We start from the raw sequence: 13308 nt of genomic DNA, 5'->3' as shown, positions 1-13308 counted from the left end.
ATATAAAAAAATAAATAGTTTGTTAAGAATAGTTCATCTAACAAAAAATATAGTAAAAATTAGATATAATCGCGACATAAAATATAACGGAGAATTTAATAAATGGTTCAAACAGTTAACCTTAAAAAAGCATTCGGTGCAAGAGTGCTATTTCAAGATATAAATATAAAACTAGATACAGGTAAAAGATATGGTCTTATTGGTGCAAATGGTGCTGGTAAAACAACTTTTTTAAAAATACTTTCAGGAATTGAAGATGCTACTGAGGGTGAAGTTCAAGTTCAGAATGGTAAAAAAGTTGGAACTTTAGGACAAAATCAATTTGCTTATGAAGAGTATTCAATCTTTGATACAGTACTTTTAGGAAATAAAAGACTTTATGATGCAATTAAAGAAAAAGAAAAACTTTACTTAGAAGAGTACACTGATGAAATTGGTGATAAACTTGGTGAACTGGAAATCGTTTGTTGTGAAGAAGATCCAACTTATGAATATGATATAAAAATTACAAAAATTTTAGAAGATTTAGGTTTCCCTGCATCTCAACAAAATGATTTAATGTCTACAGTTACAGGTGGAGATAAATTTAAAGTTTTACTTGCACAAGTTTTATATCCAAAACCAGATGTTTTATTTTTAGATGAGCCTACAAATAACCTTGATATTGAAACTATTGGTTGGTTAGAAAACCAATTACAACACCATGATGGTACTATGGTAGTAATCTCTCACGATAGACACTTCTTAAATGCTGTTTGTACTAATATCTTAGATGTTGACTTTAAACAAATTAGAGAGTTCTCTGGTAATTATGATGATTGGTATATTGCTTCAACTGTAATAGCTAAGCAACAACAAACTGATATGAATAAAAAATTAAAAGAAAAAGAAGAACTTGAAAAGTTTATTGCTAGATTCTCTGCAAATGCTTCAAAGGCAAAACAAGCGACTTCTAGGCAAAAACAACTTGATAAATTAGATGTTAGTGCAATTCAAGTATCAAGTAGAAGAGATCCATCTATTATTTTTAAACAAAAAAGAGAAGTTGGTAAAGAGTTATTAATTGTTAAAAATATATCAAAATCATTTGATGGTGAAACTGTATTAAAAGATATTTCATTTACAGTTGAAAAAGATGACAAAATTGCATTAATTGGTCCAAATGGTATTGGTAAAACAACTTTATGTGAAATTTTAGTAGAAAAATTAAAAGCAGATGAAGGTACAATTCATTGGGGTGCAACTATTCAAAATGGTTATTTCCCTCAAAATGCAACAGATTTAATTGATGGTGATATAACTTTATATGATTGGTTAAGAAACTTTGATAGAGATGCTGATATCTCAGAAATTAGAAATTGTTTAGGAAGAATGTTATTTAACGGAACTGAACAGGAAAAACAAGTTAAATCTTGTTCTGGTGGAGAAAAACACAGAATGTTTTTATCAAAAATAATGTTAGAACAACCAAACTTTATGGTTCTTGATGAGCCTACAAACCACCTTGACTTAGAGGCAATTATTGCATTGGGAGAAGGATTATTAGCATATCCTGGTTCTGTAATTTGTGTTTCTCACGATAGGGAATTATTAGATGCTTATGCAAATAGAATTATCGAAATTCAAGAAGATGGCTCAATTATTGACTTCAAAGGAACTTATGAAGAGTTTATTGAATCAAAAAACTCATAAGTATTAAAGTCCAATAATATACATACAATTATATTTTTGGACATTAAAAAAGGGATGGAAAAACTTCCATCCCTTTTTTTGTATATTATTTAAAGTTATTTAGAATGTCTAGATGCCATTCTTGATTCTCTTCTTGCAATAGCATCATTGTATCTTCTTTTTTCATCTTCTGTTTCAGGTTCTAGTTTTGGAACAGGTGTTGTTTTACCATCTTCATCCATTGCAATCATTGTAAAGTAACAAACATTTGTATTTTTAAGTGTATGGTCTTTTATATCTTCTGAAATTACTTTTATACCAATTTCCATAGATGTTCTACCGGTATAGTTTATAGAGGCGTGAAAAGTTACGAGAGAACCAATTTTAATTGGGTTTTTAAATAAAACCATATCAACTGATAATGTTACAGCATACATTCCTGTATATCTTGCAGCACATGCATATGCAACGTGATCTAACATTTTTAAAATTTCCCCACCATGAACATTTTTTCCTGAGAAATTTGCTTTATCAGGAGTCATTAACATTGTCATAGTTAGTGATTTTTCTCTTTTGTAATTTTCACTCATTTTATTACCCTTTTTTTTTACTTATGAATTATTATAAAGTAATTAAAGAGAAATTTTAAGCTTATTTATTGATTTTACTTATAATCTATTAAAAGTATATAAAAAGGTAACATTTTTAAGAAAAGTGAAAGAATTTAAAGTAAATCTTTCATTTCTTCTTCTGTTAAAGTATTAACTCCAAGTGAAACTGCTTTATCATATTTACTACCAGCTTCTTCTCCATATATTAAATAATCTGTTTTTTTAGATACTGATGAGCTAACCTTTGCTCCTAAAGCTTCCAAGTCTTTTTTTATAAGACCTCTTGATTGACTCATAGTTCCCGTAAGAACGACAGTTTTGTCTTTAAAAGCATTTTCTTCAACTTCAATTTTAACTTCAATTTCAGGGTTAATTATCTCTATAAGTTTTAAAACTAATGTATGATTAACTCTCATAAATTCTACAAATGATTTAGCCATTTGTTCCCCGATACCATCAAGGGCAATTAGTGAATCTAAATCTATATTTATTACATTTAATCCAAATTCTAAACAGATTTGTTTTGAAGCAACTTCTCCTATATGTTCTATACCTAAAGCATTTATTACCCTATGTAATTGTGTCCCTTTTGTATCTTTGATTGCATTTAAAAGGTTATTTATTTTTTTTTCTTTAAATCCTTCTAGATTGGCTAAATTTTCATATTCTAAAGAGTATAAATCTAATATATCATAAATCTTTTTTTCATTTACAAGTTGCTCTACAATTTTTATACCAAGACCATCAATATTCATACAGTTTTTAGAAGCAAAATATATTATAGAGTTCGTAACAATGCTAGGACAATCTAAGTTCTGACATTTTATAAGTGTACCTTCATCTAAAAGCTCACTTTCACATTTAGGACAATTTGTAGGCCTTTTTACTTCTTCTTGTGTTCCGTCTCTTCTATCATGGAAGACTTTTGTAATTTTAGGGATAATATCACCACTTTTTATAATAATTACTTCGTCATTTATTCTTAAATCTAATCTTTCTATTTCATCATAATTATGTAAAGAAGCTCTTTCAACTGTTGACCCATCGATTAAAGTTGCTTCTACAACTGCAACAGGTGTAATAACGCCAGTTCTTCCTACTTGTTGTATAATATTTTTCACTTTAGTAGTTTTTTCAACAGCTGGGAATTTATATGCACATGACCATCTAGGGAATTTAACTGTATAGCCTAACTCTTCTTGTGTTTCGATATCATTTATCTTTACAACCATACCATCAAGCATCATTTCAATATCATTTCTTGAAGCAATTATTTTATTGTAAGTCTCTTCTATTCCTTCAACTGTAGTTGTAATTGTTTGTAAAGGAGGTGTTGCAAATCCAAGTTTATAAATATATTGCATCATATTTGATGTTCTTGTAAATTCTAGGCTATTTTCTCCTACTCCCCATACATTAAAAAATAGTTTTCTTTTAGCTGTAATATTTGGGTCAAGTTGTCTTAAACTTCCTGCAGCTGCATTTCTAGGGTTTGCAAAGGGTGGTTCTTCATTTTTTATTCTTTGTTCATTAATTTTTTCAAAATCATCTTTTTTGATTACAATTTCACCTCTTATTTCTAAAAGTGATTTTTCAGTTATTTGTAAAGGAATAGAGTGGATTGTTTTTACATTATTTGTAACATCCTCTCCAATACTTCCATCACCTCTAGTTATAGCTTGTTTTAATAATCCATTTTCATAAATAAGATTTAACGAAGCTCCATCAAATTTTGGTTCACACATAAATTCTAAGTTTGTATTTACTTTTTTAGCTCTATTTATCCAGTCTATTAATTCTTCAGTATCAAATACATCTTCTTGAGACCACATTCTTGATAAATGAGATGCTTTTTCAAATCCATCTAAAACAAAGCCACCAACTCTTTTATTTGGAGAGTTTGGATGTGAGTTCTTGGGATATGTTTGCTCATAAGCTAAACATTCACGTGATAATTTATCATATTCTTCGTCAGTTGCTTGAGGGTTGTCTTCAACATAATAGGCATGTGCCCACTTAATTAATTTTTCAATTTTTATACTATATTCGTCTTTGTTCATACTAATACTTACTTTATTTAATTTTTTGTATTGTATCAAAATAATTATTTATTAGAATTTATGTTACAATAATTTATCATATATATAAAATTATTATTTTAAAGAGTATTTAGATGAAGTTACTGCCTAAAATTACAATTATATTTTTACTTACTCTTATGGTTTTCTTATCTACTTTTTCCTATTTAGCAATTAAAAATGAAAAAGCTTCTATTCTATCAATTTTAAAAAAAGAGGGTACTTTAATATTACATACAATTTCATCTGTTAGTTCAAACTACCTTGATGAACAAAACTTTTCTGAATTAAATATTTTTCTTATTACGGTTATTGAAAACTATGATAACTTAGCATATTTAGAAGTATCAAAAGATAATGAATTGATATCAAGAATAAACAAAGACGCGATTTTAAATGACAATTTGCTTATATTTAAAGAAAAAGTTACTGTTCTAAAAAAATATGTAGGTGATATAGAAATTGGTTTATCTCAAAAAGAATATGACAAAATCATAGATAAAAATATAAAAGAATATATAATTTTGGTACTTTCATTATTTGTATTTTTATTTATAGTTTTAATTTATATTGTAAAACATTTCTTTTTGTCATATATAAATAAATTGAAAACCCATATGGAACTTATAGGTAGTGGTGAGTATCATGAAAGCTTAAAGATAAGTACATCAGACGAGTTTGAAGAATTATCAAATAGTATAAATGATATGTCTAAACATATTAATGAATCATATATAAACTTACAACAATTAACAATGATACAAGATAAGCAGAAAAAAGATTTAGAAGAAGCAAATAAATCAAAAGATGATTTTTTAGCAAATATGAGTCATGAGTTAAAAACCCCTTTAAATTCTATAAATATAATTTCTTCTGTAATGACAAAAAATAAAGATAATAAACTAGAAGAAGAGCATGTTAAGAATTTAAAAATCATAAACAGTTGTGGTAATGATTTACTATGTTTAATTAACGATGTTTTAGATGTATCAAAGCTTGAAGCTAAAGAAGTTAGTCTTAATTATGAAACAATAGATTTTTATAAAATGATGTACGAAATTAAAGATATGATTGAACCTCAAGTTTTGCAAAAAAACCTTATTTTTGAATTTGATTGTAACTTAGATATTGATTTTATCTATAGTGATAAAAATAGAATCAAACAAGTATTAAAGAACTTTTTAAGTAACTCATTAAAGTTTGTAGAAGAGGGAAAGATTAAATTAGCTGCCAAAGATGAAGATGAAAATATAAGAATTTATGTAGAAGATAATGGAATAGGAATCCCTGAAGATAGGTTAGAAAAAATATTTGAAAGATTTAAACAAGTAGATGGAAGTACCACAAGAAAGTATGGTGGTACAGGACTAGGCTTAGCTATTTGTAAAGAGATTATTGAATTGCTAAATGGAACTATTGAAGTTACAAGTAAGATAAATGAAGGAAGTACTTTTAGTATCGTTATTCCAAAAAATCTTGAAAAAGTTGATAAAACGGCCGAAGTAAAAGAAGTAGAAGAGAGTTTTGAAACCCTTATTGAAATAGAAAATGAAGAGATAGATGAATATCTAGAAAACACAAATAAAAAGAATATTTTATTTTTACATGATGAACCTATAAATTATTTAAATATAATTGTAGAGTTAAAAATAGAAAATAATGTAACTCAAGTTAGTTCTTTGTTAGACCTTACTACTAAAATAGATACGAATAATAGTTTTGATTTGATAATTATAGATATTAATAAATTAGATCTAGAAAAACTAAAAGAGATTATGAAAAATTCAAATAATAGATTTATAATAATCTATAATACTGATACTAAAATTGATAACGAAATAGAAAATAGTGCAAGTCTTTGCATAGATAAAACTTTATCAAAAGAAGATATAATAAAGGCTATTAAAGGTGTGTATGATGAGTAAATTTACGATATTATTATTAGATGATGTTGAGGCTAATATTTATTCTTTAAAGCTAATGATTGAAGATAATTTTGATGATATTAATATCTTAACATCTTTAAATGCCCAAGATGCAATGGCTTTACTAATGGAAAACAGTGTAGATTTGATTTTGAGTGATATTCAAATGCCAGAAGTAGATGGTTTTCAATTTGCAGAATACATAAAAGGTATTGAGAAAACCAAAGATATTCCAATTATCTTTATTACTGGAATTTATGATAAAAGCGAATATCAAAAAAAAGGTTATGATTTAGGTGCTGTAGAATATATTTCTAAACCAATTGATGATGTATTACTCTCTTCAAAACTAAAGGTTTATATAGATTTATTTGATTCTTTAAAAACTAATGAAAAAGAGTTAAGTAAAAAAAATGAAATGTTAATTCATCAATCAAAAATGGCTACTATAGGGGAAATGATAGGAGTTATTGTACATCAGTTGAAACAACCGCTAAATATTATGTCTTTATATTGTGATGATGTAAAAGACTCTTATAAATATGATGAAATAGATGAAAAGTTTATAGATAAATTTCATCAAAAAACAAAAGAACAAATAGCTTTTATGTCTACAACTATTGATGATTTTAGTGATTTTTTTAACCCTAAAAAGATTAAAAAGACTTTTTTATTAAAAGATTCAATTGAAAAGATACTAAAGATATTAGAAAAGCACTTAGAGTCAAACAATATAAATATTGATATTAATGTATCAAATGAACAAGTATTTGGTGTAGATAGTGAATTAGAGCAAGTGATTTTAAATATAGTTACAAACTCAAAAGATGCATTTAATGATAGAAAAATAGAAGAAAGAAATATAAAAATTAATTCATTAGAAAAAGGTAAATATACTATTTTAATGATAGAAGATAACGCTGGTGGAATAAAAGAAGAAGATATTGAAAGGATCTTTGATCCATATTACACTACGAAAGACTATGGTACGGGAATAGGGTTATATATGGTTAAACTTGTTGTTCAATCTAGTTTTGCAGGTGATTTAAAATTACAGAATACAAAAGAAGGTATCAAGTTTATAATTGCATTATCAAATAAATCATTGATAGATTAGTTTAGGATCAATTTTTCTTAATTGAGATTCTCTTTTTCTTAAATCAGTTTCTAGATTTTTTATCTTTTCATTTCTATTTTCTACAAGCTTTCTATTTAATTCTAATTCTTCTTCTAATTGGGATGCTTTTTTAGCATTTGAATCATACTTGTTTTTCATAGTATTGTATATTGCCATAAAATCTTCATGTCTTGCTTCGGCTTTTTTAAGTATAGATTCATATTTTTCATCGATATTTGTTAATTTTTTTTCGTAATAGTTTATTTGTCTTAAGTTTGCTTTTCCTTTAGCTTTTTCCTCTTCAACTTTTTTTTGCAGTTCCATTGAATAATCAGATAATTGGTCGATTTGATAAGATTGGTTTTGAGATGCTCTATTAAGTTCTGTAATTTTCATATTCTTATCTTTCATATTAAGCATTACATTTTTATGAAAGTCTCTTTTTTTAAGATATTCTTCTGTTTGATTAAACCCAATAGTTACGTATTCGTTCTCATCTCCTTCTATTTTAAAAATTGTAATTTTCAAATAAAAGGCTTCTTTATTTCTATCAATGTATTTAGTATCACCTCTCCAGATTTTTCCAGCTCTAATAAAATTCCAAGTTTTTTCTATAAATTCATCTGGTATATCTTTATGTAGTAAGTCCTCAACAACTAACTCTTTTACTTCATCTTTTGTATATCTAGAAAGAGTAAGAAAATTTTTATTTGCATAAATTATCTTACCTTCTTCATTCATTTTATAGATAGTTGCTACTTGACTAATTGCATTAAAATAGTTTTCTAATTCAAATCGCTGTTTTTTTACAATTTTTTCGTAATATTTTTTTTCACATACTTTTTGTATTCTTAAGAGGATATCTTCCATATCAACAGGTTTTAGAGCATAATGATCAACATTTAACTCTATAGCTTTCATAAGATATTCACTTTCTGATCTTGCTGTTGTAAATATAAAAGGAACTTCATCATCTAGTTCTCTGATTTTTTCAAGCATATCTATGCCATTTAATTTTGGCATATTAATATCGCTTAATACTAAATCAATAACATAACCTCTAGATGTTATTTCTTTAAACTTTATATAACCTTCTTCACCATTAGTAGCAATTACGACAGTTTTAAATAGCCTTTTCAAAAGCTTTGATAATTGTTCTCTTGTAGTTTCATCATCTTCAACATATAAAATAATTAACTTTTTTAAAAAATTATTATTTATCATTATGAACCCTTTTGATAATAATAATTATATCATAATTAGTTCAATTATTTAATATTTTTGTAATATATCAACTCTAAAGGGTTTTAAAAATTCAACATTTTGCCCAGAATTGTAGCTATTGAATTTGTTTTTGACCTTATCTTCGAGTTCTTGGTTACTTTGGTCATTATTATATGTTAGATTCATTTGTTTCTTTTTAAACTCTTCAAAGTCTTTATAAAAGACTTTAGTTTGAAAAAATATTTCTTTAAAAAGTTTAAATTGTCCATTTTCTACAGACTTTTTTATATTATTAAATGCATCAATTCTTACTTTTTCTTCATCATGAAACATAGCTACTAATGCATTTTGATCTCCTGCAAAAAGAGGTTCTGATATGTAAGCTAGAGCATTTGGTTTTAATACACGACATATTTCATTTAAAGCTTGTGGCATTAACTCTTCTGGTATATGATGAAATGATTTAAACATAAAAATAATATCTATAGAGTTGTCATCTAAAGGTATGTTTTCAGCACCACAAAGTATAAATTCAATATTTTCTAGGTCTAGTTTCAAGTTTTGTTTATGTTGTATCTTATCTACTTCACAAGCTATTACCTCTCTGTTATTTCCATTTGCAGCAATTTTCTTTGTCATTGAAGCTGAACCACAACCTAACTCCAAAATTTTCTTATTATCTAAGTTTAGTGTTTCGATTAAGTATATCTCTTCAAAAGTTTCTGTTATATTTGTTTCAATTAATTTCATTATAATCCTTTATTAGATGTAATTATACTTAAATTAAGATATTTAATAATTAAAACAAATATTTGATATAATTATTAAACTTGGAGAATAGATGACTTATGATGAAATTTTTTTATTAGGTTGGAATTTAAACCTAATTATGTTTCTTTTAAATTTTTTCCTTGCTATGAGAGCTATTAGTGCTAAGAGTAAAGAACAATTAGAAGAAGAAAATATATACTTAGCAGATTTGAAAAATGAATTTGATACATATTATCCATATAGAAAATATGAAACTATTGTAACTTATATGATTCCTTTTACAGCATTTTTTAGAATGAGTTATAGACTTATAGAAATGGTCTCTTTTTTTAATAAAAATGATAATACTACTATGGTTGATTTTATGATTTATAAATATCAAAGTGACATTGATTTAGCTAAAAATAGGTTAAATAACTAAATACTTGAATAATAAAAATTTAAAAGAACAGTTTTTAGGTTTTTATAATACACCATCCTTATTTATTGATGATATCTATGGAATAACAAATTTTGAATTTGATGAAATAGATATCTCTTCTTTAGATTTTACAAAACTAGTAATTACAGAAAAAGTTCCTTTAGGGAAGAGAATAGAGCGTTTTTTTGAATTTTATATAATAAATTCCAATAGATATGAATTGATTTTAAAAAATATACAAGTTATAGTAGAAAAAAATACTATAGGTGAGATTGATTTTGTTGTTTTTGATAAAAAAAATAGTGAATTTCTTCATGTTGAATTAGTATATAAGTATTACATATATGATAAAACTTTCTCTAGTGAACTAAATAGATATATTGGTCCAAATAGAAACGATACTTTAATTAAAAAACTAACAAAACTTAAGAATAAGCAATTCCCTTTACTTTTCAAAAATGAGACAAAAAAATATCTAAAAGATATTGATATAAATAATATAAAACAAAGACTATGTTTTAAAGCAAATCTATTTTATTTACAAAAAGATTTTAATAATAAATATGAACTTGTGAATAATTTATGTAAAAAAGGTTTGTATATAACCTATAAGGAATTTATAACAAATGGTATTTATAAAAGTATGAAATATTATATACCACATAGATATGATTGGGTATGCTCCTTTAACACAATTGATTCTTGGGCTAATTTTGAGGAAACAAAAAAAATAGTAAAGATATATAACAAAATGAGAAAATCTCCTTTATTGTGGATAAATAATTTTTCTAAGATAGAATGGTTATTTATTACTTTTAAATAATAATATTATGTAATCCCATTGTAACTGAAAATAAATATACTCCAAAAAATAAATAATTTTCTGGAGAATCCCTGATGAATAATATTTCATTGAAAAATAAAATTTTTTTAATTTTAGCAATACCAATAGTAGTTATTGTCTTATTATCTATTGACTTAATATATACAAAAATAAAAGAACAAAACTCAATCAAAAAAACAAAAACTTATTTAGAGTTTTCTATAGATTCAAATGAACTTTTAAGTAAATTACAATTAGAAAGAGATATTAGTTTAATATACTTAAATAGTTATGGAAAAGAGTATAAAAATGAATTAAATTCACATAGAAATAATACTAAACTTAAAATTAAAGAAATAGATAAATTTTTATCATCTTTTGATGAACAACTTCATTCCCAAAATGTTAAAAAGAAAATTGATTTATTGAAAATAGAATTAAAAAAAATTGATTCAATTAGAATGAAAGTTGATAATATCTCTATTAGTGATGATAAATTGAGTGAATACTATTCTAAATTAATAAAAACAATTCTATCTTTTATGGATAATGTCTTAAATTATACCAATGATGCAGCTTTATCAAAAAAACTTCAGGCTTATATTTCAATTGCCAACATAACAGAATATGCATCTTTAGAAAGAATATTATTAAGACAAATATTTGAAAAGGGTTCCTTTTCAAACAATGAGTATTATAAGTTTAGCTCTCTTGTATCTTCTCAAAATACATTTTCAAATATATTTATTAAGATTGCTAATTTAGAGCAAATAAGTGAATTTAAAAAAATGCAAACTTGTAAAGATTGTAAAGAAGTAGAAGAGTATAGGAATATACTTTTTAATAAAAGTAAGAAGAATCAAATTATTTCACATATTAGAGAACTTGCTGGTTATGGAGGATTGATTCATAATTTTAAAAACTATGTAATAACTGGTGATGATAAGTATTCAAATAAAATTCAAAAATATCATACTAGTATTTTAAGAGATTTAAATAAGTATAGAAGAATTAAGGGAGTGACAAAAGAAGAAAAAAAATTATTGAAAAAAATTAAGAATGTATTTGATAACTATATGGGATCTATGCTAGATGTTACAGATTATAAAAGAGATAATAAATCAATAGAAGAGATTGATTCATTGATTGAGATAGTTGATAATGAAGCTATATCTGCCTTAAGTACTTTAAGTAAAAGCATGTCTAACGCAGATGATAAAACATGGTTTGATATATCATCTAAAAGAATAAACTATTTAAATGCTTTAAATAAAAAAGTATCAAAGAATATAAAAACATATATAGAAAATAAAAACAATGAGATAAATATAGAGTTTATTTTAATATCTATTTTTGTACTTATTATTTTAATTATTGTGTTTGTTATTAGTACATTAATGACTAAAAAAATTGTCAATTCATTATCAACTTTTAAAGATGGATTAGAAGACTTCTTTTTATATGTGATTAGAGAAAAAGAACATCTTCAACCTATGGAAATAAAAGGTAGTGATGAGTTTGCAAAAATGACTCATGATATGAATGAACAAATTAAAAAAATTGAAAGAATTATTGAACAAGATAAAAAAGTTGTAGTTGAAATTAGCGATGTTATGGGAAAAGTATCTAATGGTTTCTTTGAGTATAAAATACATGAAAGAGGGGCTACAAGAGAAGTTGAATCTTTAAGAGAGATTATTAATAAAATGATTTCTTATACAAAACAAAAAGTAAATAATATTAATAAAGTACTTGATAATTATGCAATGGGCAATTATCAGTTTAGATTAAATGAAGAAGAAAAAATTGGTATGTATGGTGATTTTGGTACTTTATCTACTGGTGCTGTACTATTAGGACAATCAACTTCGCAGTTAGTAGCAATGATAACAAATGCAGGACAAGAACTAGAATCGAATACAGAGGTTTTAACACGCTCTTCTCAAATATTATCAAATAGTGCAAATGAACAAGCTTCATCTTTAGAAGAAACTGCAGCATCAATTGAAGAGATTACAAGTAATATGAAGTCAAGTAGTCAAGACGTAGTTAAAATGTCAAATATTGCTGAAGAGTTAAATAGTTCTGCTAAAAATGGAAATGAACTTGCAACTAAAACATCTCTTTCAATGGATGAAATAAATGAAAAAGTAAGCGCAATTAGCGATGCAATATCAGTAATTGATAAAATTGCTTTTCAAACTAATATTTTATCTCTAAATGCAGCAGTAGAAGCAGCAACAGCAGGTGAAGCTGGAAAAGGATTTGCAGTTGTTGCACAAGAAGTAAGAAACCTTGCTGGTCGTTCTGCTGATGCAGCAAAAGAGATTAAAAGTTTAGTTGAAGATGCAAGTCAGAAATCTAATGAAGGTAAAGATATTGCTACAAATATGATAAATGGATATTCAAATCTTTCATCAAAGATTGTTGATACTAGAGATATTATTGATAATGTAACAACTGCTATTAAAGAACAAGAAGGTGGTATGATACAAATAAATGATGCAATATCACTTCTTGATCAAATGACTCAAAAGAATGCAACTACATCATCTAATATTGATAACTTATCAAAAGAAGTTGCAAATTTATCTACTAGATTACTTGGAATTACTGCCCAAGCTGAGATAAATGAAAAGTACTATTCAATGGTTGATGATATAGATT

At 25.6% G+C, this 13308-nt stretch carries 9 protein-coding genes and 1 pseudogene; 6 read left to right on the top strand and 4 right to left on the bottom strand.

From position 1 onward, the window contains the following. Window positions 1-102: 102 nt before the first annotated feature. Entirely contained in the window at window positions 103-1692 is a 1590-nt protein-coding gene (locus BT997_RS04640) for an ABC-F family ATP-binding cassette domain-containing protein (RefSeq protein WP_072680278.1), read from the top strand. A 95-nt stretch (window positions 1693-1787) separates the two neighbouring features. Here BT997_RS04640 and BT997_RS04635 read toward each other — a convergent pair whose 3' ends face one another. Both BT997_RS04635 and ligA read right to left on the bottom strand, forming a co-directional pair. Further along, window positions 1788-2261: an acyl-CoA thioesterase gene (locus BT997_RS04635; protein ID WP_072680277.1), complete on the bottom strand. Its 474-nt coding sequence runs from the start codon at window positions 2259-2261 to the stop codon at window positions 1788-1790. 134 nt (window positions 2262-2395) lie between these two features. Then, window positions 2396-4342 (bottom strand): NAD-dependent DNA ligase LigA, encoded by a 1947-nt coding sequence (ligA, locus tag BT997_RS04630; RefSeq protein ID WP_072680276.1) that lies wholly within the window; start codon window positions 4340-4342, stop codon window positions 2396-2398. Window positions 4343-4455: 113 nt separating this feature from the next. Here ligA and BT997_RS04625 point away from each other — a divergent pair, with 113 nt between their 5' ends. Both BT997_RS04625 and BT997_RS04620 read left to right on the top strand, forming a co-directional pair. Then, the gene (locus BT997_RS04625) at window positions 4456-6285 is read left to right on the top strand and encodes a HAMP domain-containing sensor histidine kinase (RefSeq protein WP_072680275.1); all 1830 of its coding nucleotides are present in this window, start codon (window positions 4456-4458) and stop codon (window positions 6283-6285) included. After that, the gene (locus BT997_RS04620; protein ID WP_072680274.1) at window positions 6278-7402 is read left to right on the top strand and encodes a sensor histidine kinase; all 1125 of its coding nucleotides are present in this window, start codon (window positions 6278-6280) and stop codon (window positions 7400-7402) included. The genes BT997_RS04625 and BT997_RS04620 overlap by 8 nt, the downstream gene beginning before the upstream one ends. On the opposite strand, the gene BT997_RS04615 is transcribed toward BT997_RS04620, so the two are convergent. Together BT997_RS04615 and BT997_RS04610 are read right to left on the bottom strand one after the other, a co-directional pair. Beyond that, complete coding sequence (locus tag BT997_RS04615; RefSeq protein WP_072680273.1) at window positions 7388-8626, bottom strand: response regulator; 1239 nt, start codon at window positions 8624-8626, stop codon at window positions 7388-7390. The two genes, BT997_RS04620 and BT997_RS04615, sit on opposite strands and share 15 nt — an antisense overlap. A 48-nt stretch (window positions 8627-8674) precedes the next feature. Then, window positions 8675-9376, bottom strand: a complete 702-nt coding sequence (locus BT997_RS04610) for a class I SAM-dependent methyltransferase (protein WP_258239424.1) — start codon at window positions 9374-9376, stop codon at window positions 8675-8677. Window positions 9377-9467: 91 nt separating this feature from the next. On the opposite strand from BT997_RS04610, the gene BT997_RS04605 reads away from it, so the two are divergent. The 3 genes and pseudogenes from BT997_RS04605 to BT997_RS04595 form a co-directional block, all read left to right on the top strand. Beyond that, window positions 9468-9818, top strand: coding sequence for a hypothetical protein (locus BT997_RS04605; RefSeq protein WP_072680271.1), 351 nt, complete (start codon window positions 9468-9470; stop codon window positions 9816-9818). A 4-nt stretch (window positions 9819-9822) separates the two neighbouring features. Next, on the top strand, window positions 9823-10641 hold the full coding sequence (locus BT997_RS04600) for a DUF1853 family protein (RefSeq protein WP_072680270.1): 819 nt from the start codon (window positions 9823-9825) through the stop codon (window positions 10639-10641). Between the two features lie 74 nt (window positions 10642-10715). Next, window positions 10716-13109, top strand: a pseudogene (locus BT997_RS04595) (methyl-accepting chemotaxis protein); the annotation flags it as partial. Window positions 13110-13308 lie beyond the last annotated feature (199 nt).

Source organism: Arcobacter sp. LA11, from assembly GCF_001895145.1.
Taxonomy (GTDB): Bacteria; Campylobacterota; Campylobacteria; order Campylobacterales; family Arcobacteraceae; genus Halarcobacter.
This window is presented reverse-complemented; position numbering and strand designations above follow the sequence as displayed.

Coding starts and splice junctions, on each gene's coding strand:
- BT997_RS04640 (WP_072680278.1), top strand. CDS start 103: ATGGTTCAAACAGTTAACCTTAAAAAAGCATTCGGTGCAAGAGTGCTA.
- BT997_RS04635 (WP_072680277.1), bottom strand. CDS start 2,261: ATGAGTGAAAATTACAAAAGAGAAAAATCACTAACTATGACAATGTTA.
- ligA (WP_072680276.1), bottom strand. CDS start 4,342: ATGAACAAAGACGAATATAGTATAAAAATTGAAAAATTAATTAAGTGG.
- BT997_RS04625 (WP_072680275.1), top strand. CDS start 4,456: ATGAAGTTACTGCCTAAAATTACAATTATATTTTTACTTACTCTTATG.
- BT997_RS04620 (WP_072680274.1), top strand. CDS start 6,278: ATGAGTAAATTTACGATATTATTATTAGATGATGTTGAGGCTAATATT.
- BT997_RS04615 (WP_072680273.1), bottom strand. CDS start 8,626: ATGATAAATAATAATTTTTTAAAAAAGTTAATTATTTTATATGTTGAA.
- BT997_RS04610 (WP_258239424.1), bottom strand. CDS start 9,376: ATGAAATTAATTGAAACAAATATAACAGAAACTTTTGAAGAGATATAC.
- BT997_RS04605 (WP_072680271.1), top strand. CDS start 9,468: ATGACTTATGATGAAATTTTTTTATTAGGTTGGAATTTAAACCTAATT.